The organism is Leisingera sp. ABD4_442 (assembly GCF_056160905.1).
The window spans coordinates 321,559-344,494 of the sequence record NZ_JBSWYB010000001.1 but is presented as its reverse complement, the minus strand read 5'-3'; the positions used below and the strand labels follow the sequence as shown (position 1 = coordinate 344,494).

General features: G+C 63.4%; 19 protein-coding genes. 7 read left to right on the top strand and 12 right to left on the bottom strand.

Annotated features, from left to right (window positions below; genetic code table 11):
- Nucleotides 1-58 precede the first annotated feature (58 nt).
- From ACXAHG_RS01605 to ACXAHG_RS01595, 3 genes are all read right to left on the bottom strand, one after another.
- A complete protein-coding gene (locus tag ACXAHG_RS01605) occupies nucleotides 59-358 on the bottom strand; it encodes an FtsB family cell division protein (protein ID WP_475043026.1) in 300 nt (99 codons plus the stop codon).
- A gap of 157 nt (nucleotides 359-515) precedes the next feature.
- Nucleotides 516-1,658: a M24 family metallopeptidase gene (locus ACXAHG_RS01600; protein ID WP_475043028.1), complete on the bottom strand. Its 1,143-nt coding sequence runs from the start codon at nucleotides 1,656-1,658 to the stop codon at nucleotides 516-518.
- 141 nt (nucleotides 1,659-1,799) lie between these two features.
- Nucleotides 1,800-2,990 (bottom strand): phosphoglycerate kinase, encoded by a 1,191-nt coding sequence (locus ACXAHG_RS01595; RefSeq protein WP_475055558.1) that lies wholly within the window; start codon nucleotides 2,988-2,990, stop codon nucleotides 1,800-1,802.
- 140 nt (nucleotides 2,991-3,130) lie between these two features.
- Between ACXAHG_RS01595 and ACXAHG_RS01590 the strand changes: the two genes are divergently transcribed.
- From ACXAHG_RS01590 to ACXAHG_RS01580, 3 genes are all read left to right on the top strand, one after another.
- Nucleotides 3,131-3,637, top strand: coding sequence for a peptidylprolyl isomerase (locus ACXAHG_RS01590; RefSeq protein ID WP_475043031.1), 507 nt, complete (start codon nucleotides 3,131-3,133; stop codon nucleotides 3,635-3,637).
- Entirely contained in the window at nucleotides 3,630-4,178 is a 549-nt protein-coding gene (locus ACXAHG_RS01585) for a peptidylprolyl isomerase (RefSeq protein WP_475055556.1), read from the top strand. Before ACXAHG_RS01590 ends, ACXAHG_RS01585 begins: the two co-directional genes overlap by 8 nt.
- Nucleotides 4,179-4,365: 187 nt before the next feature.
- Nucleotides 4,366-5,310: a DUF3179 domain-containing protein gene (locus ACXAHG_RS01580; RefSeq protein ID WP_475055555.1), complete on the top strand. Its 945-nt coding sequence runs from the start codon at nucleotides 4,366-4,368 to the stop codon at nucleotides 5,308-5,310.
- 50 nt (nucleotides 5,311-5,360) lie between these two features.
- Here the strand turns inward: ACXAHG_RS01580 and ACXAHG_RS01575 are convergent, their stop codons facing one another.
- From ACXAHG_RS01575 to ACXAHG_RS01535, 9 genes are all read right to left on the bottom strand, one after another.
- On the bottom strand, nucleotides 5,361-6,707 hold the full coding sequence (locus ACXAHG_RS01575) for a calcium-binding protein (RefSeq protein WP_475055554.1): 1,347 nt from the start codon (nucleotides 6,705-6,707) through the stop codon (nucleotides 5,361-5,363).
- A gap of 318 nt (nucleotides 6,708-7,025) precedes the next feature.
- Complete coding sequence (locus ACXAHG_RS01570) at nucleotides 7,026-8,267, bottom strand: calcium-binding protein (RefSeq protein ID WP_475055552.1); 1,242 nt, start codon at nucleotides 8,265-8,267, stop codon at nucleotides 7,026-7,028.
- A 267-nt stretch (nucleotides 8,268-8,534) separates the two neighbouring features.
- Nucleotides 8,535-9,824, bottom strand: coding sequence for a calcium-binding protein (locus ACXAHG_RS01565; protein ID WP_475055551.1), 1,290 nt, complete (start codon nucleotides 9,822-9,824; stop codon nucleotides 8,535-8,537).
- Nucleotides 9,825-10,028: 204 nt separating this feature from the next.
- The gene (locus ACXAHG_RS01560) at nucleotides 10,029-11,570 is read right to left on the bottom strand and encodes a calcium-binding protein (RefSeq protein ID WP_475055550.1); all 1,542 of its coding nucleotides are present in this window, start codon (nucleotides 11,568-11,570) and stop codon (nucleotides 10,029-10,031) included.
- Nucleotides 11,571-11,809: 239 nt separating this feature from the next.
- Nucleotides 11,810-12,358 carry a bactofilin family protein gene (locus ACXAHG_RS01555; protein ID WP_475043043.1) on the bottom strand — a complete coding sequence of 183 codons (549 nt, stop codon included), beginning with the start codon at nucleotides 12,356-12,358 and terminating at the stop codon, nucleotides 11,810-11,812.
- Entirely contained in the window at nucleotides 12,348-13,679 is a 1,332-nt protein-coding gene (locus ACXAHG_RS01550) for a DUF5930 domain-containing protein (RefSeq protein ID WP_475055548.1), read from the bottom strand. The genes ACXAHG_RS01555 and ACXAHG_RS01550 overlap by 11 nt, the downstream gene beginning before the upstream one ends.
- Before the next feature lie 193 nt (nucleotides 13,680-13,872).
- On the bottom strand, nucleotides 13,873-14,367 hold the full coding sequence (locus ACXAHG_RS01545) for a hypothetical protein (RefSeq protein ID WP_475043048.1): 495 nt from the start codon (nucleotides 14,365-14,367) through the stop codon (nucleotides 13,873-13,875).
- Nucleotides 14,368-14,528: 161 nt separating this feature from the next.
- Nucleotides 14,529-15,371: a ferritin-like domain-containing protein gene (locus ACXAHG_RS01540; RefSeq protein ID WP_475055547.1), complete on the bottom strand. Its 843-nt coding sequence runs from the start codon at nucleotides 15,369-15,371 to the stop codon at nucleotides 14,529-14,531.
- 202 nt (nucleotides 15,372-15,573) lie between these two features.
- Nucleotides 15,574-16,035, bottom strand: coding sequence for a peroxiredoxin (locus tag ACXAHG_RS01535; RefSeq protein WP_475055545.1), 462 nt, complete (start codon nucleotides 16,033-16,035; stop codon nucleotides 15,574-15,576).
- Between the two features lie 50 nt (nucleotides 16,036-16,085).
- Here ACXAHG_RS01535 and ACXAHG_RS01530 point away from each other — a divergent pair, with 50 nt between their 5' ends.
- From ACXAHG_RS01530 to ACXAHG_RS01515, 4 genes are all read left to right on the top strand, one after another.
- Nucleotides 16,086-19,559: a YhdP family protein gene (locus ACXAHG_RS01530; protein WP_475055544.1), complete on the top strand. Its 3,474-nt coding sequence runs from the start codon at nucleotides 16,086-16,088 to the stop codon at nucleotides 19,557-19,559.
- Between the two features lie 61 nt (nucleotides 19,560-19,620).
- On the top strand, nucleotides 19,621-20,706 hold the full coding sequence (gene queA, locus ACXAHG_RS01525) for a tRNA preQ1(34) S-adenosylmethionine ribosyltransferase-isomerase QueA (RefSeq protein ID WP_475055542.1): 1,086 nt from the start codon (nucleotides 19,621-19,623) through the stop codon (nucleotides 20,704-20,706).
- A 166-nt stretch (nucleotides 20,707-20,872) separates the two neighbouring features.
- The gene (locus ACXAHG_RS01520; RefSeq protein WP_475055541.1) at nucleotides 20,873-22,147 is read left to right on the top strand and encodes an MFS transporter; all 1,275 of its coding nucleotides are present in this window, start codon (nucleotides 20,873-20,875) and stop codon (nucleotides 22,145-22,147) included.
- Between the two features lie 138 nt (nucleotides 22,148-22,285).
- The gene (locus tag ACXAHG_RS01515; protein ID WP_475043059.1) at nucleotides 22,286-22,864 is read left to right on the top strand and encodes a DUF924 family protein; all 579 of its coding nucleotides are present in this window, start codon (nucleotides 22,286-22,288) and stop codon (nucleotides 22,862-22,864) included.
- Nucleotides 22,865-22,936: the final 72 nt, after the last annotated feature.

Below are 22,936 nucleotides of genomic sequence, written 5' to 3'. Positions count from 1 at the left end.
TATTCCTAACCGTTTTCCTTGCAGGAGAACGGTTTCGCTGGGGCGGGTCAGGGAAAGATCAGCGGATCACGATCTCGTCCGCGCGGACGAGACCGAGAACCGAGCGCGCCTGCTCGTCAAGGAGGTCGAGGTCGAGGTAGTCGTCGGACAGGCGCTGTGTCAGGTTCTCCATCTCGCCGATTTGAGATTGGAGACGGCCGAGATCCAGCCGCAGTTCTTCCGCTTCGGCCTGGATCTCGACCCTCCGGAACAGACCGAAGTCGCCCTGCACCGCCGCAAAGGTGAAATACGCGCTGAGCGCGAAGGCGATAGCAAAGAAGGCGATGGCGCCGAGGGAGGGCCGGTTGCTTCGGGTCACGTTTGGAGTGCCTGTATGATACTGCTCAAGTTTTTGATTTTGCGCCGTTTCCCGGCGTCTAAAGTGACTATGCCACAACCGAATCGGCTTGTGAATCCCAAAACTGTCCACAGGGTGCATTTTTTGCGGCGCCGGACTAGTTGCGGACTTTTTCCGGTCACAGGATCACCTCTTGAAGTGCCTTGGGGTGGGACGTGATCTGTTCATAGCCGTCTTCGGTGATGATGAAACTGTCGCCGACCTGGGCGCGGAATGTATCGGTGGAGACCGAGCCGTCGACAGCAAAGACCATGCCGGGCTTCAGCACGGTTTCGTCGCCGGTGACCAGCTGCGGGCTTTCGAGGAAGCTGAAGCCGGTGGCGCGGCCGCAGCGGAACGGATAGCTGAAGCCTGCGTCCTGGATCACCTCGGCATAGGCGCGGTGAACCTCCTGCGCTTCAATACCGGGGCCAAGCACCTCCAGCGCCGCCTGCTGGCTGGCCACGGCCACCTCATAGATGCGGGCCTGTTCCGGGTCCGCCTCACCAATCCAGAAGGTGCGGTCGAAGCCCAGCTTGAAGCGGTGGAAATTGGTCATGCCGCAGAAGCACAGGAACACCGGCTCACCGTGCTGCATGATGCGGGTGGAGGCGCGGTGGTGGGTTTTGGTGATGTCCCGGCCTGAGGCCATGATCTGCAGGAAATGGGTGCTGGGCGACATGTTGGCATCGCTGTAATGGGTGCTGAGCAGTTCCGCCGCGGTGCGGGTGCCGGCCTGGGAGGTGGCGATGGCGACCTCGTATTCCGGCACACCGGCGGCAATGGCGCCGCGGCCTGCGGACATCATGGCGCCGGCCACCTGGCCAGCGTGCCGGGCCAGTTGCAGCTCCTCCGCCGATTTGATCATCCTGAGGTCGGAGAGCGCCGGGGTGATGCTGGCGATTTCAGTGCTGCCCGCGAGTTCATCGACACAAGCGCGCACCATTGGCGGCATGTGGTCCGGCTCGATGGCGATGCGGCTAGCACCTGCCAAGGCGTCTGGCAGTTCGGCGCGCCACTCGGCGCCGTCGCCGTCGTTCCAGGCAGCGATGCGGTCCACTTGGGCGGCCTCCTCGGCCATCACCACGTCGATCACCGGGGTGATCAGCAGGGAAGGGCCGTCGCAGGGAACCACCAGGATGGTGGGGCGGCCAAACTCCATATGCAGGTAGTCGTAGTAGCCGGTCAGGTAATAGACATTGTCGTCGTCGGTGATCAGGGCCACGCCGATTTCGGCCTCTGCCATCTTCTGCCGCAGGCGGGTCATGCGCTCCTGAAACATCCCTGTGCCTCCTTGTTCCGGATATCTGCGGAAGACGCTAGGGGCAGGCAGTGACTCGCGGCAAAGGCTTTATTGTCCCGTGACAAAGAAAACGCCCCGGCGGGAAGGCCGGGGCGCGGTCATGCCGAGTGCGGGTTAGACTTACTGTTCCAGCGCCGCAACGCCAGGGAGCTCTTTGCCTTCCATCCATTCCAGGAAGGCGCCGCCGGCGGTGGAGATATAGCTGAAATCGCCCGCAGCACCTGAAGCGTTCAGCGCGGCCACGGTGTCACCGCCGCCTGCGACCGAAATCAGCTGGCCTGAGCGGGTCAGGGCGGCGGCCTTGAGCGCGGCGGCGTTGGTGGCGGTGTCGAAGGGCTCCAGCTCAAAGGCGCCCAGGGGGCCGTTCCAGATCAGCGTCTTGCTGTTCTCGAACACTTCGTTGATGCGGGCCAGGCTGTCGGGGCCTGCGTCCAGGATCATACCGTCCTCGGGGCACTGATCGGCGGGCAGGATTTCATGATCGGCGTGGGCTTCGAATTTCTTGGCGACCACGATGTCGGAGGGCAGGATGATCTCGCAACCGGCCGCCTCAGCTTTGGCGAGGATCTCGGCTGCGGTGTCCTTCATGATGCGTTCGGCGAGCGAAATGCCGACCGGCAGGCCCTTGGCGACCAGGAAGGTGTTGGCCATGCCGCCGCCGATCACCAGGTGGTCGACCTTCTCGATCAGGTTGCCCAGCAGTTCCAGCTTGGTGGAGACCTTGGCGCCGCCGACCACGGCGGTCACCGGGCGCTGCGGCTGGCCCAGGGCGCTTTCCAGCGCTTCCAGCTCGGCCTGCATCAGGCGGCCGGCGCAGGCGGGCAGCAGGCGGGCAATGGCCTCAGTCGAGCTGTGCGCGCGGTGGGCGGCAGAGAAGGCGTCGTTGCAGTAGACCTCGCCCAGGCGCGCCATGCCGGCAGCCAGATCCGGGTCGTTCTTGGTCTCGGCGGCGTGGAAGCGGGTGTTTTCCAAGAGCAGGACTTCGCCCGGCTGCAGCGCGTCTGCCGCGGCCTCAGCCCCGGCGCCGACGCAATCGGCGGCAAACAGGACCTTGGTTTCAAAGGCGCGCTCCAGCGTCGGCACCAGCTGGTTCAGCGACAGGTTCTCGCGGCGCTCGCCGCCGGGGCGGCCGAAGTGCGCGAGCAGGATCGGCTTGCCGCCGACCGCCAGAATATCGCGCACGGTGGGGGCAATGCGGCGGATGCGGGTGGAGTCGGTCACCACACCGTCGACGATCGGCACGTTGATATCCACGCGCACCAGCACGCGCTTGCCGTTCAGATCCATGTCGTCGAGTGTTTTCCAGCCCATCTTGAGAGCCCCCTTATGGTGAAAATGCAGTCAAATCCGGGCGCTGTTTCGGGGGTTTTTGCGGATCAGTCAATGCTCCCTTGGCATTTGGTGGCGCTACCCTTAACTATCGTTGCAAATTTCGACGACAGGAGGGCCAGATGGCCGAGATTAAAGATCCCGAAAACACCGTCATCATCGAGCTGAAGGACGGCAATGTTGTTATCGAGCTGCTGCCTGATGTGGCGCCGAAGCACAGCGAGCGGATGAAGGAACTGGCCCGTGCCGGTGAGTATGACAACGTGTGCTTCCACCGGGTGATCGACGGCTTCATGGCGCAGACCGGCGACGTGGCCAACGGCGACATGGAAGACGGGTTCAACATCCGCATGGCGGGCACCGGCGGCTCCAGCCTGCCGAACCTGCCGGCCGAGTTCTCCAAGCTGCCGCATGACCGCGGCACCCTGGGTGCAGCGCGCTCCGCCAACCCGGACAGCGCCAACTCGCAGTTCTTTATCAACTTCAAGGACAACCACTTCCTGAACGGCCAGTACACCGTTTATGGCCGTGTCATCGAAGGCATGGAGCATGTGGACGCGATCACCCGCGGCGAGCCGCCTGCGAACCCGGACCGGATGATCTCTGTCAAGGTAGCTGCGGATGCGTAAGGCGCTGAGCCTGGTGGCCCTGCTGGCAGCAGGGCCTGCTTTCGCCTCCGGCCTGGAAATCCAGGTTGCGGGAGAAGCAAACGGCACCATCAAGATCGACCTGTTCGAGGACGTGGCGCCGGCGCATGTGGCACAAATCACCGCGCTGGCCGGCGAAGGACAGTATGACGGGGTGGTGTTCCACCGGGTGATCGAGGGCTTCATGGCGCAGACCGGCGATGTGCAGTTCGGCAAGGCTGGCGGCGACATGCGCCGGGCCGGGCAGGGCGGCTCTGACCGTCCCGATCTGCCTGCCGAGTTCTCGGACATCACCTATGGCCGCGGTGTTGTGGGCATGGCCCGGGCGCAGGACCCGAACAGCGCCAACTCGCAGTTCTTCATCATGTTTGAGCCGGGTCCGTTCCTGGACGGCCAGTATACGGTTGTCGGTCAGGTGACCGAAGGCATGGATGTGGTTGATGCGATCAAGCGCGGCGCAGGCCCCAATGGCGCGGTGGTCGGCCAGCCCGACACCATGACCAAGGTGACTGTGACAGAATAAACGGTCCGGCAGACGGATCGCAGAGGCCCGCTCCCGGTTTCCGGTGGCGGGCCTTTGCCGTTTCAGCCACGGCTTGCGCCAATCCTCTGACATGACGTCACAAGCCCGTGTTTCCCGCTGTTCAGCAGGCTGTGCTCTTCCGTACCCTGGGGTCAGCGGAGAACCAGGTATGTTGAAACGCGTGTTGATGAGTGCCGCTGTATTGCTGCCCTGGATGGCGCAGGCCGAACCGGGACAGTGGCAGCGGGAATGGCCGAGGACGGATTTTAGCCGGACCAGCATTCCGGACTGGGGGCAGATCCGCTCAGGCGGGGTACCCAAGGACGGTATTCCGGCGCTGGATGCGCCTCAGTTCGTGGAGGCGGCGAAGGACCGCCGGATCAAGCCCCGCGAGCCGGTGATCGCGCTGGAGTTAGAGGGCGCCCGGCCGCGGGCCTATCCGCTGCGGTATCTGACCTGGCATGAGATCGTGAACGATGTGGTGGCGGGGGTGCCGGTTGCGGTGACCTATTGCCCGCTCTGCAATTCGGCGATGACATTTGACCGGCGCACCCGGGCGGGGGTGCTGAGTTTCGGGGTCAGCGGCAAGCTGCGGTTCTCTGACATGGTGATGTATGACCGCGAGACCCAAAGCTGGTGGCAGCAGGCCCTGGGCACCGGCATTGCCGGTGAAATGAGCGGCCAGAAACTGGCGAGCCTGCCATCCTGGGTGGAAAGCTGGGAAGCGTTCACCGCGCGCAACCCGGACGGGCTGGTGATGGCGCAGCCGGGGTACAACCGCCGCTATGGGCAGAACCCTTATGTGAATTACGACAGCTCAGACTGGCCGTTTCTGTATGACGGCACGCCGCCGCCGCACGGGCTGGCGCCGCTGGACCGGGTGGTGCGGGCCGGCAGCCGGGCCTGGCCGCTGGCGCGGCTGGCTGCAGCGGGTGAAATCCGCGAGGCCGGGCTGGTGCTGAGCTGGCGGGAAGGGCAGGCCTCGGCGCTGGATACGGCCAGCCTGGCCGCCGGGCGCGACATCGGGTCGGTGCGGGTGCGCGACAGCAACGGTCTGGACGTGCCGCATGACGTGATGTTCGCCTTTGCCTTTCATGCCTTCTGGCCCAAGGGGCAGTGGATGCTGCAATGACAAAGGCGCGCCCCGCGGCGCGCCTTTGCAACTGGCCGCAGGCACCCGGTTCAGAACAGGAAGTTGTCCGTGTTCTGCAGGTCCGGCAAACTGATATTCTGAACAAGAATGCTGGCCTCTTCAAAAGAGATAAGCACATCACTGTCCAGCTGTTCGAAGCTGAGCTGGTCGATGGATGACAGGTCACGGCGGATGCGGATCAGGTCTGTTCCAGCAGAGAAATCAGTGATGGTATCGTTGCCGAACGTCTTGCGGAAAAGAAATATGTCCTTTCCGGAACCGCCTGTCAGCCTGTCGTTGTCCAAGCCGCCATTCAGGCTGTCATTTCCAGCCCCGCCGCGCAGCAGATCCCCTTGCCAGGAGCCCTTGAGCGTGTCGTTTCCATTTCCACCAACCAGAGTGTCGTTGCCAGAGTGGCCACGCAGCCAGTCATCACCCTTGTTCCCGTACAGAACATCTTCGCCCCAATTGCCATGAAGCCGGTCGTCATCGTCACCGCCGGACAGAGTGTCGTCGCGCAGCCCGCCGAAAAGCCGGTCGTCGCCGGTATTTCCAATCAACTGGTCGCTGCCTCTGGAGCCGAACAGAATGTCGTCCCCGGCGCCGCCGTCCAAGGTATCGCGGCCGCGAAAGCCAAGAATTGTATCCGCCCCATCGAGGCCCGCCATTTGATCATGCGAGGTTGAGCCATGCATGAGATCGCGCAGTTCTCCGGGCATGGAGTCTCCAGACACAGCACCGTCAGATTTTTGCACGTTTGTGACGGGAATTGTCCAGTCTTGGAATTGGATGAATTCAATTTCTTGAAAAGTGATTTCATGCCTGCTGGTTTCCAGCGCCGCAGAGCCATAAAAAATGAAAATACCGGCCTCATTAAAATCGGCATTGATGATCAGCGTGTCGACCCCGTCTCCGCCTTCAATATTCTGGTCTCCTGTCCCCGGATCAATAGTGTCATCGCCAGCACCCGCCAGCCAATGCGCATCTTCGCCGCCGGTGTTTCTGACGAAGTCGTTTCCACTTAAACCGGTGAGTAAAAGGCTCTCAGTGAAGTCGCGGAGGTAGTCGCCGCTGGACGAGAAAGGAAGGTTCAGATCTGTCGCCGTCAACGCAAGACTATCGTCGAGGGAGAAGGTGAAAGTGGATACTACTCCGCTGTCGTAGTCTCCAGAATAAAGAAAATTTCCCTCAAGTGTGATTACAAATGCCTTTTCCGGATCGAGCCGTTGAGGGTTTTTGTAATTTCCTGTGATGACGATTGCGTCATGCGATTTGGAAAGGATTTTTGTGTTGCTGAAAGCTTTCCCTGTGGGGTGATAAATCCAGCCGTCACCCGATGGTTTTGCCGAAAATGAACTGGGTACAATTCTGGCATCGTGGAAAATAAAGTTCCCCATTTTATTTTCCTGTATTTTGAAGTTGAAAGTGCTGCTTGAAAATTAGCGGTGCATGATGCGTCTGAAGCGGCTTACACTTGCAGATTGCAATGTCGGATTAGTGAACGCCTCATAAGGTTTGTCAAGGCTTGATGCCGTCGGGGGAGCGGTTACAGCATCAAAGCCGACGGGCAGTTTAAAGGGAGTCTGGGATTTTAAGAGGAATTCGCCGGTTGAGGCGCGTAAAACCGCAACGTAAAAGCTGCGGTCTTGTTCCGCTGCTGCAATGAAAAAAGGCGCGCCGCAGGGCGCGCCTTGGAACCGGTGGCCGGGCAGGGGTCAGAACAGGAAGTTGTCTGCGTCCTGCAGCTGTGCCACGGTGATGTCTTCCACCAGGATGGTGACATTTGCAAAAGAGACCAGGACATCATCGCCCTGGCTTTCGAACTCCAGCTGTGCCAGCCGGTTGGCGCCGCGGCCGATCTGGATGTGATCCTCGCCTGCGGTGAAATCGGTGATCGTGTCGTTGCCGTGGCCCTTGTGGAAGACAAAGATGTCGGCCTGGCTGCCGCCGGTCAGCTGATCATTGCCTTTGTGGCCCAGCAGGGTGTCGCGGCCGGAGCCGCCGGACAGCGTGTCGCTGCCACTGCCGCCGAACAGCTGGTCATTGCCGGAGTTGCCTTCCAGGCGGTCCTTGCCGGACCCGCCCTTGAGCGTGTCATTGCCGCCTTCGCCCAGCAGCTGGTCGCCGTGGCGGCCGCCGTCGAGGCTGTCATCGCCGAAGCCGCCGAACAGGCGGTCGCGGGCAGCACCGCCCAGCAAAGCGTCGTTGCCGTCGCCGCCCTTGAGGGTATCCCGGCCGCCGCCGCCCAGGATCCGGTCATCGCCCTCTTCGCCCAGCAGCAGATCCCTGCCGGAGTGGCCGGAGATCGTGTCGTCGCCGCGGCCGCCAAGGATCAGGTCGCTGGAAGGGGAAGAGGAGTCGCCGGACAGGCTGTTGCTGAGGGAGGAGCCGGCCTGCAAGGCGAAGGTGCGGTCAGAGAATTCCAGCTGTTCGATGGAGGAAATCCGGTCGCGGCCATCGGCGGAGCTGATGGTCACGCTGCCAAAGCTGGAAGACAGCTCTGCATCGGCGAAACGGTCGCTGATGATCAGCCGGTCGGTGCCGGTGCCGCCGTTAACCGTGTCATCGCCGGTGCCCAGCGAGATGGTGTCATCGCCGCCATAGGCCTGCCACAGCTGGCCCTGCGACATGTTGGAAGTGATCGTGTCGCTGCTGGCGAGAATACGGGCTTCTGCCTGAGCACCGGACAGGGTGGAGAAGGTAAAGAGGTTCATCGAGAACCCGGTCAGGGACATCACCGATGTGCCGTGCGAGGTGATGTTGATCCCGGTTATGGTCCAGGAAAAGCGGGACGCCGAGGAAAAATCCCCGGTGAGGTTGAAGCCGGCGCCATTGGTGCCGGTGAACACGATCAGGCTGGAGGTTTGCGTGGTGATCTGCGCATTTGCGAAGTCCGGGGAGTTCAGGTCCGCCAGGGACCAGCTTCCGTTCAGATCGTTTACGGTAATTGTCGCCATTCCGTGAATTCCTGTTTTGATCAACACGCTGGCGGGGCTGCCGCGTCTTTAACGGTTCATTAGCGTTGTCAACTCTTACTTGCAAGGTAAGGAAAGCAGGAAGCTAATACGCGATCCGGATGGCGCGGTGCCTGCCTGGGACCCGGTTGGCCAGTCCGGCAGCCTGGCACGCTGCGTGTCCTTCCCGTCCGCCGGCCGCGGGCCGGTGGATGGGAAAGGGAAATGGCGCGCCGCGGGGCGCGCCAGGCCAGCGGGCTGGTGGCAGTTTCAGAACAAGAAGTTGCCCGCGTCCTGGAGCTGCTCCACGGTGATGTTCTCAACCAGGATGGTCACATTTGCAAAGGAGACCAGAACGTCGTCGCCCTGTTGTTCGAATTCCAGCTGTTCCAGGCCAGAGGCGCCGCGGCCGATGCCGATCTGGTCAAGGCCTGCAGTGAAGTCGGTGATCGTGTCGTTGCCATGATCTTTAAGGAAGACAAACACGTCCGCATGGGCGCCGCCGGTCAGCACGTCGTCGCCTTGATTGCCGAGCAGCAGATCTTTGCCTGCGCCGCCGGACAGCGTGTCGTTGCCGTCGCCGCCGTTCAGCGTGTCGGCGCCCTTGCCGCCCTTCACCACATCGGTGCCGCTTCCGCCGGACAGGCTGTCATCGCCGCCGCCGCCCTGCAGGCGGTCCTGGCCGGCGCCTCCTTCCAGCGTGTCCTTTCCAGCATCGCCGCGCAGCTTGTCGCCGCCCTTGCCGCCGCTGAGGCTGTCGCGGCCGCTGCCGCCGATCAGAAGGTCGCCTGAGGCGCCGCCGTCCAGCGTGTCGTCGCCTGCGGCGCCGTAGAGCGTGTCCCGTCCGGTAAGCCCCAGCAGATTGTCGGCGGCACCGGAGCCGGCCATCACGTCCCGGTTTTCCTCTGCGTAGGTATCGCCTTCGGTTTCTGCCGCGTCCGCCTTGGCTTTGGTGACGGCAATTGTCCGGTCGTTGAATTGAAGGAATTCCACAGATTTGAAACTGTCCCGGCCGCCTGCATGTTTGACCCCGAGACTGCCCTCCCAGGCCCCTGTTTTGGCGTCCGCCAAATCAGAATTAATAATGAGCGTATCGGTGCCGCGGCCGCCGAGGACGGTGTCATTTCCACGGCCCGGATCAATGGTGTCATTTCCGCGCCCGGCCGCCCAGAGACTGCTGCCTTTGGGGCCTTCTATCAAATCATCGCCTTTCAGCCCGTCTGCGGCAAAACTGGTGAGGAAGGCATTAAGATGGCCGCTTCTGCTGGCCTCATAGGACAGGGCCAGGCCGGTCGCAGTGACGGCATCTGAGCCGTCCTTTTGCAGACTGAACCCTGTAATTGTGCCGCTAGCCTGTTTTCTGGACAGGGAAAAACTGCCATCTAAAGTCAGCAGAAAACTGCCCCCGCCGCTGAGTTCGCCTGCGATAATCACTTGGCTGGCAGTTGTTTCAGAGACCCAGCTGTCAGCGACCATGCTGGTGCCGGTAAGGTCCCAGAAGCTTTCCGGCAGCTGTTTTCCCCAGGCGAATTTGGAATCAAATACAGTGAACTGTGCCATAGTTTTCCCCCCGGTATGGCATTACGCCCGCGTGCTGCGGGTATTTTGGTGTCGAGGAAACCAACTAGAATTGCAGTTTCCGAAGTCGAGAGAAAATGCGGGGGGCGGAATTGCGGACAGGGGGCAGCAGGCTTTGAGAACTGCTTAAACGGGAAAAACAGGCGCGCCGCGGGACGCGCCTGGGAATTTGGCCGGCGGCAGGGCTCAGAACAGGAAGTTGTCCGTGTCCTGAAGCTGCTCCAGGGTGATGTTCTCGACCAGAATGGTCACATCGTCGAAGGAGACCAGAACATCACCGCCCTGGGTTTCAAAGCCAAGCTGTTCCAGACTGGACGCGCCGCTGCTGATCTGGATCCGGTCCCGGTTCTCTGTGAAGTCGGTTATCGTGTCGTTGCCATCGCCTTGCTTGAACACAAAAACATCTGCTTTGCGGCCGCCTTGCAGAATGTCGTTGCCTGCGCCGCCGAGCAGGCGGTCGCGTCCTGATCCTCCGTCAAGAAAGTCATCGCCGCCCCCGCCTTTGAGACGGTCGCGCCCGCTCTCGCCCAGCAGCCGGTCATTGTGACCGCCGCCATGCAATTTGTCGCCGTTCGCGCCGCCAATCAGGGTGTCGCTTTGCGCGCCGCCGGAGAGCCGGTCCTTGCCATCGCCGCCAGCCAGCGAATCTGCGCCTGCACCGCCGGACAGTTTGTCGTTTCCACCGCCTGCGAGCAGGGTGTCTTCGCCATTTTTGCCGAACAGCTGGTCGTTGCCGTTGCCGGAAGACAAGATGTCATGGCCGACGCCGCCATCGAGGTAATCATTGAAGGCTGCGTCAGACCGCAGATCGCTTTCCAGGCTGTCATTGCCGCTTCCGCCATAGAGGCGCGCTTCGCCGTTTTCGCCAAGCAGGATGTCGTCGCCCGCTTCGCCATAGAAGACGTCGGCGCCGCTGCCGCCTTTCAGGGTATCATTGCCATCGCCACCCTGGACTGTGTCATCCTCGCGGGAGCCGATGAAGCTGTCGTTGCCGCCGAATGTGAGTAACGTCACGCCATGGTGCGGATATTGGTCCCACGTTTCGCTGGACCAGACCTGCTGAACACCGGAAAGGTCGATCAGATCATCGGTCTCTGAGCCGTAGAGAGTGCCGTTTGTGGCTAGGATCTCGATCGATTCCTCTTCGCCCAGCACCAGTCGCTGGATGTGGTCCAGATGTCCGACCGACAGCATGTCGGTGCCCTCGCCGCCGCGGATCAGAACGTCGCCGCCAAAGTAGAAGTCGGTGATGCGGATGGTATCATTGCCGTCGCCGGCAAAGACCGTGTCGTCAAAAGCATAGCGGTCCTGAGGCAGGGTTCTTTGGTTGCGGAATCCAGTCACGATCAGATCATCGCCGGCACCGCCGTCGAAATAGTCGGATCCTTCGCCGCCTTCCACCGTGTCACTGCCGGCGCCGCCATAGAGGGTATCCTCGTCAAAGCCATTGCCATTGCCGCCGACCAGCCAGTCATTGCCTTCGCCGCCAACCAGAGAGTCGTGGCCGTTGTCGCCTGAAAGCGTATCATCGCCGGTGCCGCCAATCAGTGTGTCGTAGCCGCCTCCACCGTAAATTTCATCATCGCCGGCTTGGCCGTGCACCCAGTCTCTTTTTGCCAAGGGCGCATCGGAGAGAGGGACAAATCGATCTTTTCCCTCCGTCAGGTAGACAGGATCCTGCACCAGGGTTTCATCCGGTTCGGTAATCGGTTCGCCAAGTCCTGCCAAATCAGCCTCCTAAAATCCTTGAAAGTATGGATGGCTAGAGGTTTGCGGCAGGGCTGCACGGTGCGGAAGCTGGGAATGTTCATAGGTGGCTTTGGCCGGCGGGATCGGCGGTTGCCTATAGCGTGCGGCGGACGGGAGGTATCAGCCCCGTTGCCCAAGGGGGCTTGCCCACGAAAAACGCCGCGGGGAGGCTCGCGGCGCTGCTTGTATCAGATGCGGGCTGGCAGGCCTGGGATGGCTCAGCCTTCGGCCTTGTGCGCGGCGGTCGCGGCCTGCACGGCGGCTGAGGGGGCCGGAGCGGCGGCGGGCGCCGGAGCGGCCGGAGCTGCCTTGCGGCCGCCCGGGTTCAGCGGGTCGTCCTGGCGCTGCACGGAGCCTTCGAAATGGGCGCCGGACTCAATGGCGATGGTCTTGTGGATGATGTCGCCCTCGACCCGCGCGGTGGCGGTCAGGCGGACCTTGAGGCCGCGCACACGGCCGACGATGCGGCCGTTGATGACCACGTCATCGGCGGTGACTTCACCCTTGATGGTGGCGGTTTCGCCGACGGTCAGCAGATGCGCGCGGATGTCGCCTTCGACGGTGCCTTCGACCTGGATGTCGCCAGTGGTCTTGACGTTGCCGGTGATGTGCAGGTCAGAGCTGAGCAGCGACGCAGCGGGTTTGGCCTTGGGCGCGCTGGATTTGTAGTCGCTGGCCGCAGGCGCAGCTGCCGGGGCCGCCGCGGGTGCCGGGGTTGCGTCGGCCTGCTTCGGCCCGGGCTCGTTGATTTTGCTCTTAGAAAACATTTCTCGCAGCCTTGATGTAGATCATGGGGTTTACAGGTTGCCCGTTGACCCTGACCTCGTAATGGAGGTGGGTCCCGGTGGACCGTCCGGAGTTACCCATATCAGCAATGTGATCCCCGCGCGAGACCCTTTGGCCCTTTGTCACGCGGAGTTTCGAGTTATGGGCATATCTGGTTTCAATGCCGAAAGCGTGGCGGATGGTGACAAGCCGGCCATAACCGGATTGCCAGCCGGCGTGGGTGACGACGCCGTCCGCGGTGGCAAAGATATTTGTGCCGGTGCCGCCTGCGAAATCCGATCCCTTATGCAAGCGGCGGCCGCCGGTCTTGGGGTCACGGCGGTAGCCGAAGCCGGAGGTCTGGCGCACCTGGCCCAGGTTCACCGGCGTGGCAAAGGGCGCCTGCTGCGCCGCCAGCCGGTAGAGGTTCAGCTGGTCCAGCTTGGCCAGGATGGCGTTGGCGCGCAGCGCTTCGGGGCTGGGTTCCTCGCCGCGGGTGGACATCGCCAGCGGTTCCAGCGGCCCGCCCTGGCCGTTGTAGCCGCGGCGCACCTGTTCCAGGATCCGGTCGGGCGGCATTCCTGCGTTGCGGAACATCTTGTCGAGCGGGGTGACGGAAACCGCCACCGCTTCCTCCAGCTGGCGGAAGATCTGGCCGTTGCGCTCATTCATCAGCTGCAGTTCCAGCTCCAGCTCATCGCGCTGGCCGATCGCGTCGCGGGCGTCGGCCATGATCTGGTCGCGTTCTGCCGCGGTGTCGGTCAGCACGCCTGCCAGGAGATCCATCTGGGCTGAGGCGCTGGCCATGGCGGCATGGGCGGCGTTTTCGTCCTGGGTGTCCTGTTTCAGCTGGGCCAGCGATTTGCGGGCGGTGTCGCGCTGGGTCATGGTATCGCGCAGGGTGGACTGGATCACCTCGATCCCGGTTTCCAGCTCGCGGCGGCGGGTCTCAGAAGCCAGCAGCTCGGATTGCATCATGGAAATCTGGGTCAGCGCCGCGTTGAACCTCTCCTGCGCGGCCAGGGCCTCCTCGGCGCGGGCGTCGCGTTCGGCAGAGATCGCATTCAGGCGTTCGCGGTAGGTTTGCTGGTCGCGTTTGGCGAGTTCGCGGAAGTTGCCGGCGCCAATGCTGTCCATCAGCACAATAGCAGTGGCAACGATGGCCCAGGCCACGAACAGCGTGATGCCGGCCACCGCAACCAGCTGGGTTTCAGAACGCAGCCGGATAAAGCGCGTGTCGCTGTCGGATTTCAGGAAGACCCGCCGTTCCGGGAAGCGGCGTTCGAGAAAGCTGTGAATTCTGATCGCGAGCCGTGTGCGCAATGTCTGGTCCCTGTTCCATCCCGTCCAGTGCCGGTGCCGCAGGGCGGTGCCGGTGCCTTGGGCGAAGTGAATAGACAGGGCGGGCCATTTGGGCAAGCCTGTTGACCCATCCGCCGCAGATGCGGCGGATGCGGCCCCGGTATAGGCGGAATTCTGCCGAAGATACCGGGGCTTGGGCCGGGGGCTGACTGGGTCAGCTGGCGGAGCGTGCAACCAGGCGCAGGACGCAGGCCATGACGATCCCGTAGAGCACATGGCCGGCCAGGGCGACCCAGGCGATTCCGGTGAAGTTCAGAAAGAACGGCAGCCCGGCAATGGCGGTGATGCCGCCGATGGCAAAGAGCCACAGGCCAAAGCCGTAAAGGGCAGAAGGCAGGAGCCAGCCGCCGCGGCCAGTCACCCGGGACCAGGCCGGTTTGAACAGGAACAGCCAGCCTGCCGGGTAGCCGATCAGCCCGACCAGGTAGAAATGCACGAAATAGCCGGCAAAATCGCCGTTGGGCAGGCCGAGGCTGCCCAGCAGGCTGCGTGCCAGCCCATGCGGCGACAGATTGGCAAAGCCCAAGCCGGGGCTGATGAGCTGCCCCCAGAGGTCAAAGGCATTGGTGGCGAAGAACCCGGATATGAACATGAGGCCCAGCGTTTGGGTGTTCAGGGCGGGAAGGGCGCTGCGGCTGGCAGTTGTCATTTGGTTCGGTCTCCTGTGCGGGCTGTGTTGCCGCCGAACATCGGGATGCCAGACGCATCTTCAATCCGCTGTAGCAGGATCTCACCGGCAGGTGATCCGGCCGCCGGGACGTCGTGAGGATTGTTACAGGCCGGCAGCGGCAGGTGCTGCGGCTGCCGCGCTCACCAGCCGGGCAGCGGTTTCACCTGATCTGCCAGCGGCCAGTAGAAATCGGGCGGCAGGCCGGCGTCGGCGCGTTTTTCCTCGTTAAAGGGCGGCTTCAGAGCGCCGCGGAAATATTTGCGCACCAGGGCGTGGAACGTCTCTTTGGGATCCAGGTTGTCCCGGCCGCAAAGGAAGTTGAACCATTTGGAGCCATAGGCGACATGGCTGACTTCCTCGGCATAGATCAGCTCCAGCGCTTCGACGGCCTGGGGGAGGTTTGCTTTGCGGAAAACCTCGATCATGCCGGGGGTCACGTCGAGACCGCGGGCCTCCAGCACCATTGGCACCACGGCAAGGCGGCCCATCAGGTCGTCTGCCGTGTCCTCTGCGGCGCGCCACATTCCGGCATGTGCGGGAAGGGCGCCATAGTGGCTGCCCAGCGCTTCAAGGCAGTCGCACATCAGGTTGAAATGCTTGGATTCCTCATCTGCAGCCTTAACCCAGTCGTCAAAGAACCCCAGCGGCATCGGCACATGCGAAAAGCGGGCGATGATGTCCCAGTGCAGATCGACGGCATTGAGTTCGATATGGGCCACCGCGTGCAGGAGGGCGAGGCGACCGGCCTCGGACCCGGGCTTGCGCTTGGGCACGTCGCGCGGGTTCAGGAGTTCGGGTTGCTGGGGGCGTGCCGGGTGCATCGGAGGGGAGGCGGTGCCGGTGGGGATCTGCGGCATCTCGCCCTTGCGGCTGGCGAACCACTCAGCCGCATGCTGGCGCGACAGGGCGGTCTTGGCACGCCCGTCAGCGGTGGTCAGCACCTCTGCGGCGCGTTCGGCAAGCGAAAGGGGCTGATCAGTCATGTGTCTCTCCTGGTGCGGCGGGGCGGCTGGGACATTGCAGGGGCGGGTTCATCTGATTTCTGCGGCGGAGTCCAGAGCGGAAACCGGAACGCTCCCGCGCCTGCGGGCGATTAGCAGGCTAATCGCCCTGGCAGCCTTGGGTCCGGCAGGGCGCGGGCAGAGCTGGCGGGAGTGCTGCCGACGTGTTTGCACAGCGCAGTACTCAGAGGGCGCGGACCGCTTCCAGCACTTCCTCGGCGTGGCCGTCGACCTTTACCTTGCGCCAGACGCGGGCGATGCGGCCGTCGGCCCCGATCAGGAAGGTAGAGCGCTCAATGCCCCAGTGTTTTTTGCCGTACATGCTCTTTTCTTTCCACACGCCGTAATCCTCGCAGACGGTGCTGTCCGCATCCGACAGAAGCGGCGTGGTCAGCCCGTGTTTTGCGGTGAAATTCTCATGCTTCTTGAGGCTGTCCTTTGAAATCCCGAAAACGTGAGCGCCGGCATCGGCAAATGCCTGCAAAGCCTCTGAAAAGGCGATGGATTCTTTGGTGCAGCCGGGCGTATTATCGCGGGGATAGAAGAACAGCACCACGGGCGCGCCCTTGAGGCTGGACAATGTGACCTCTCCGCCGCCGCCGCGGGGCAGGTTAAAGGAAGGGGCGGGATCTGAAACGTCGAGCATTGGCCTGTCTCCTGTCATCTGCGCAAATCACTGCGCGGCCAACATAACCCATGAGCAGCAAAGGGAAAGCTGAGATCAAACCTGCTGGCGACAATAAGGGGCCAGCCGCCGAGGCGGTGCCTGTCCGCGGCCCGGAGCCGGTTGCGCAGAGCGGCGGCGTTGCCGCGCCGGCGCGGCAGCGGCGCTGGCCCTGGCGGCTGCTGCGCGGCGGCATCTGGCTGCTGGCGCTGCTGTGTTTTCTGGGCGCGGGCGCGGTTTACTTCGGCATCGGCACCCGGCTGGACGCGCCGGAGTGGGTGCGCAGCCGGGTCGAGTCACGGATTGAGCGGCATCTGAACGGGCTGCAGATTGAATTCGGCGCCATCCATGTGGTGGTCAACAAGGGCTGGCGCCCGCGGGTGAGCCTGCAGAACGTGGTGCTGCGCCATCCGGACGGGGCGGTGTTTGCGCAGCTGGCCGATGCCCAGGCAAGCCTGGCGATGCGGCCGCTGCTGCGCGGCCAGGTGCAGCCCAAGCGGATTGCACTCAGCGGCTTGTTCGCGGCGCTGCGGCGCAACAAGGACGGATCCTTTGCGCTGAGTTTCGGCGAAGGGGCGCTGCCCTACCGGCAGGCGGGCAACCTGGCGCAGCTGATCGAGCAATGGGACAGCCAGCTGCAAAAGCCGGTGCTGGCGGCGCTGACCGAGCTGGAGACCAGCGCCCTGACGCTGTCTTATACCGATGACCGGCTGGGCCGGGGCTGGACCCTGGACGGCGGCCGGATCGGGTTGCAGAAGGACGGCGGCAGCGTGTCGCTGTCGGCGGTGTTTTCGGTTCTCAGCGGCCGCGGCGATGTGGGCACGGTTGAAGCCAGCTACAGCTCGGAGATCGGCAGCGCGGAGGCAGATTTCGGGGTGCTGGTTTCGGATATCGCCAGCGAGGATATTGCGCTGCAAAGCCCGGCGCTTGGCTGGCTGGGGGTGCTGCGGGCGCCGATCTCCGGCTCTTTGCGGGGCGGGATTGCTGAGGGCGGCGTGCTGGAGCCGGTGCAGGCGAGCCTGCGGATCGGCGAAGGGGTGATCCAGCCCGCGGCGCAGACCCGCCCGGTGCCGATCAGCGGTGCGCGCAGCTATTTCACCTTTGATCCGGCGCGGGAGTTGCTGGAATTCTCTGAGCTGGCAGTGCAAAGCGGCTGGGGCTCCGGGGTGATGCAGGGGCAGGCGCGCCTGGCCGGGGTGGAGAACGGCCAGCTGAGCGGGCTGGTGGGGCAGCTGCGGTTCTCTGATCTGGAGCTGAACCCGCGCCGGCTGTTTGAAACGCCGGTGAAATTCCCCGCGGTGGACGCGGATTTCGATCTGCGGCTCAGGCCCTTCCGGCTGCGGCTGGGGGAGATGCTGGTGCGCGACGGCGGAAGCCGCATTCATTTCGATGGCTCCGTCGGGGCCGGGGCTGAGGGCTGGAACTACGATCTGAACGGAAGTGTCGACCGGGTGAGCGTGGAGCGGGTCAAGGTGTTGTGGCCGCAGGTGCTGGCGCCCAAGCCGCGCGAATGGGTGCGTGATAATCTGCGCTCCGGACAGGTGCAGGATGTTGGCTTTCACATGCGCGGGCGCGGCAGCGGCAAACCGTTTGTCAGCCTGGACCTGGCTTTCACCGGGGCCGAGGTGCTGTTTCAGAAGTTCATGCCGCCGGTGCGCCAGGCCGCCGGACAGCTGAGCCTTTACGGCCAGCGGTTCGTGGTAACGGCATCGGCCGGCACCGTGACGCCGGAGCAGGGCGGCGGGGTGGATGTTGCCGGCACTTCCTTCATCATACCGGATGTCTCGGCCAAGGACGGCACGCCGGGGATTGCGCGGATCCGGGCAAAGGGCTCTGCCACGGCTGCGCTGTCCTTGCTGAACCGTGAACCATTGCGTGTGATGGACAAGGCCGGCCTGCCGGTGGCGCTGGCCGAGGGCCAGGTGGAGGCCGAAGGCACCCTGGCGCTGCCCTTGCAGAAAGAGGTGCCGGTGGAGGAGATCCTCTATCATTACCGCGGGCAGATCCGCGGTGTCGAAAGCAGCAAGCTGGTGCCCGGCCATGTGGCGGGAGCAGAGGTGCTGGAGGTGACCGGTGATCAGAGCCAGGTGCGCATCAGCGGTGCGGGCAGACTGTCCGGGGTGCCGCTGACGGCCAGCTGGTCGCAGAAGATCGGCAAGGACGCGCCGCAGGACAGCAGCGCCGAAGGCAGCATCGAGCTGTCGGAGGCGGCGGTGGAGGCCTTCAATATCGGCCTGCCGCGCGGTGCCGTTTCCGGCACGGGGCAGGGGCGCTATGCGGTGCATCTGGCGCCGGGCGCGCCGCCGCGGCTGGAGCTGGAGTCGGATCTGGCTGGTGTGGGCCTGCGCATTCCGGAGATCAGCTGGCGCAAGAGCGAAGCGGCCGCCGGCAAGCTGTCGCTGACAGCCACGCTGGGGCAAACGGCAACGGTGGAGCGGCTGGAACTGCAAGCGCCAGGGCTGACGGCCGCAGGAAGGGTGACCACGCGCCAGGGCGGCGGGCTGGATCAGGCCGTGTTCAGCAGCGTTCAGGCCGGCGATTGGTTCCGCGGGGCGGTCACCTTCCGCGGCCGGGGCAATGCGCCGCCGGCCATTGAGGTAACGGGCGGGCGGCTGGACCTCTACCGCTCCCCCTTTGCCGCAACCGCGGACAGCGGCGGCGGCGCCAGCAGCGGCGGCGCATCGGTGCCGGTATCGCTGCGTCTGCAGAACCTGCAGGTCACCGACAGCATCGGCCTGCAGAACTTCCAGGGCCGGTTCTCGACACAGGGCGGCATGAACGGGGACTTTACCGCGCGGCTGAACGGGCAGACGCCGGTGGCTGGCACGGTGGTGCCGCAGAACGGCGGCACTGCGGCGCGGATCCGGGCTAATGATGCGGGCGGGGTGTTCCGCTCTGCCGGGGTGTTCGAACATGGGCGCGGCGGGTCTTTTGACATGACGCTGGTTCCGGCAGGCAAGCCGGGCGAATATGACGGCAGGGTTGAGGTGCGCAATATCCGGGTCCGCAATGCCCCGTCGATGGCAGCGATCCTGAACGCGATAAGCCTGGTCGGCCTGCTGGACGAGATGACTGGCCAGGGCATCCTGTTTACCAGCATGAACGGACGGTTCCGGCTGGGCGCCTCGCATCTGATCCTGCATCAAAGCAGCGCGGTTGGTCCGTCGATGGGGCTGTCGCTGGACGGCAATTTCGACCTGAACAGCACTGCGCTGAACATGCGGGGGGTGATTTCACCGATCTATCTGGTCAACGCCATAGGCCGGCTGCTGGCGCCGCGCGATGGCGAGGGGCTGATCGGGTTCACCTTTACCCTGCGCGGCACCGCGGAAAACCCGGATGTGTCGGTCAACCCGCTGGCCGGGCTGGCGCCGGGGTTCCTGCGGGAAATCTTCCGCGGGCCAGCACCTGAGGTGCCGGGCCAGCAGCGCGCCTTTACGGCCGAAGAAGAGGCCGCGCAGGAAGAGCGGCGGCAGTACCGCGAACCGCGCGGCGCGGACAAGTAACGCGCCAAAAACCGCGGAAACCCCATGGATTTCCGCTGCGGCGGGCCTTATATCGCGCGGCATGAAACTCAGCGATTTCGACTTTGACCTGCCCGACGATCTGATTGCCACCCGGCCTGCCAATCCGCGCAGTTCGGCCCGCCTTCTGGTGGCAGAGGGCGGCGCGTTGCACGACGGCCAGGTGACCGATCTGGTCCACTGGCTGCAGCCTGGCGACCGGCTGGTGCTGAATGACACCAAGGTGATCCCCGCGCGTCTCAGCGGCCTGCGCCACCGGGACAGTGCGCAAGGGCCGGTTGCGGCGAAAATCGAGGCAACCCTGCTGGAGCCGCGCGCCGATGGCAGCTGGGCGGCGCTGCTGAAGCCGCTGAAAAAGATCAAAGCAGGCGAAGAGATCGTCTTTTCCGAAGATCTGAGCGCCAGGCTGGAAGAGATCGCCGATGGCCAGGGGCATCTGCGCTTTAACCTGAGCGGCACCGATTTCGACGCGGCGCTGGCCGAGGCCGGCGCGATGCCGCTGCCGCCCTATATTGCCGCCAAACGCGCGGCGGATGAGCAGGACAAGACCGACTATCAAACCGTCTGGGCCAAAAACTCGGGCGCGGTGGCGGCACCGACGGCCTCGCTGCATTTCGACGCGCCGCTGCTGGCGGCGCTGCAGGCGCGCGGGGTGGAGATTTCCTATGTCACGCTGCATGTGGGCGCGGGCACCTTCCTGCCGGTCAAGGTGGAGGATGTGACCACCCACCGGATGCATGCGGAATGGGGCAAGGTGAGCGGGGAGGCCGCGGCGGAAATCGCGGCGACCAAGGCGGCGGGCGGCCGGGTGATCCCGGTTGGAACCACGGCGCTGCGGCTGATCGAAAGCGCCGCCAGGGACGGGCAGATCCGTCCCTGGGAAGGCGATACCGACATCTTTATCTACCCGGGGTTTGAATTTCAGGCGGCCGATGCGCTGATGACCAATTTCCACCTGCCCAAGTCGACCCTGCTGATGCTGGTCTCGGCGCTGATGGGGCAGGAGGAGATCCGGCGGATCTATACCCATGCAGTTGAATACCGTTACCGGTTCTTCTCTTACGGCGATGCGTCGCTTTTGATCCCGGCCAAGGCGAATACATCTGAGAACAGCGGCGCGGAATCATAGACAAGCGCCGCAACTGCGGGCTCTGACAGCGCAAACAGAGTCACGAAACTGAAACCGGAATCGGCGATACAAGGCGCCTGAGCCTTGATCGCCAGGACATAACATTCAAATGTGTTGGCAGCCCGTCCCCTGTGGAGGGCTGCTTTGCTTTCGAAGGAGGCATGAAATGCTGCAGGTGCTGTCGAGCGCATGGGCGCTGTTGCTGGGGGTATGCTTGCTGATGGTGGGCAACGGCCTGCAGGGCACCATGCTGGGGGTCCGCGGCGACCTTGAGGGGTTTTCCTCCTTTGAGATGTCGCTGGTGATGGCGGCCTATTTCGTCGGCTTCCTGGGCGGGTCGCGGCTGGCGCCGGAGATGATCCGCCGCGTCGGCCATGTGCGCGTTTTTGCGGCGCTGGCGTCGTTCATTTCTGCCGTGATGATCCTCTATCCGATCCTGCCCAACACCCTCGCCTGGGGCCTGGGGCGGGTGGTCATCGGCTTCTGCTTTTCCGGTGTGTATGTGACGGCGGAAAGCTGGCTGAACAATGCCGCCGACAACACCAACCGGGGCAAGGCGCTGTCGCTTTACATGATCGTGCAGATGATCGGCATCATCACGGCGCAGGGCCTGATCCAGATCGGCGATCCGGCGGGCTATGAGGCGTTCATCATTGCGTCGATTCTGGTTTCGATCTCCTTTGGCCCGATTCTGCTATCGATTTCGCCGACCCCGGCCTTTGACACCACCAAGCCGATGTCGCTGAAGCAGCTGATGAAAATCTCGCCGCTGGGCTGCGTTGGCATGTTCCTGCTGGGTGGGGTGTTCTCGGCCCAGTTCGGCATGAGCGCGGTTTACGGCGCCGCCGCAGGCCTGACGCTGACCCAGCTGTCGATCTTTGTCGCCACTTTCTATGTCGGGGCGACCATTCTGCAGTATCCGCTGGGCTGGCTGTCCGACCGCATGGACCGCCGGGTGCTGATCCTGTTTGTTGCGTTGTTTGGCGCCTGCGGCGCGGTTGCGGGTTTCCTGTTCGGCGCCGATTTCAAGATGCTTCTGGTGGCGGCCTTCTTTATCGGGGGCCTGTCGAACCCGCTTTATTCGCTGCTGATCGCTTATACCAACGATTACCTGGACCATGACGACATGGCAGCAGCGTCGGGCGGGCTGGTGTTTATCAACGGGCTGGGCGCCATTGCCGGCCCGGTGATCACCGGCTGGCTGATGAGCGATGCGGTTTTCGGGCCTCCGGGGTTCTTTAGCTTCATCGCGGCGCTGATGTTCGTGATGGCTGCCTATGCCGCTTACCGCGCGACGCAGCGGGCCTCCACCCCGGTGGAAGAAACCGGCAGCTTTACCGCTATGTCGCCCACCGCGACCCCGGTGGCTGTGGAGTTTGCACAGGAATACGCCATCGAGACAGAGCTGGAGGAGCAAGAAACTGCCCAGGAAACAGGCTGATTGCGCTAACTAGCGGGAATTGTGAGGATTATTTCACACAGGACCCTTGCCTGTTGCAATTTGTGACCCAAGCTTACTTGTAAAGGTAATGTAAAATGGCCTGAAGATAGGGTCAGGAGAAACTTGGAGTTACGACCGATGGCTGGTCCCGAAGAGATACTTGCATTCTGGCTCGACAAAGTCGGGGAGAAGGGATGGTATCTGCAGGATGACGCGCTGGATGAGGAGATCCGCGCGACGTTTCAAAAAACCTGGGAAGAGGCCTGCGAAGGCAGGTTCTCTTTCTGGCTGACTTACCCCAGCGGCACGCTGGCCTATATCATCCTGATGGATCAGTTCCCGCGCAACATGTTCCGCGGCGAGGGCAAGGCCTTCGCTTCTGACCGGGCGGCGATGTCGGCGGCCAAAGTGGCCATCAACAAGAAATGGGACATGAAGATCGACGAACCGGCGCGCCAGTTCTTCTACCTGCCACTGATGCATTCTGAGAACCTGTGCGACCAGGAACGCTGCATCCGCCTGATGATGGAGCGGATGCCGAAGACCGGCACCAGCAATCTGCTGCACGCGCGCGCGCACCGCGAAGTGATCCGCCAGTTCGGCCGCTTCCCCTACCGCAACGAGGCGCTGCACCGCGCCAGCACCGGGCCTGAGCTCGACTATGTAATGGCGGGCGGCTATGGCGAAACCGTGCGGCAGGTGCAAGCGGCCGGCTGACGCCCGGCTCCTGATACCGGATTGGAAACGCCGCGCCCTGACCGGGGCGCGGCGTTTTCCGTTGCAGCAGGC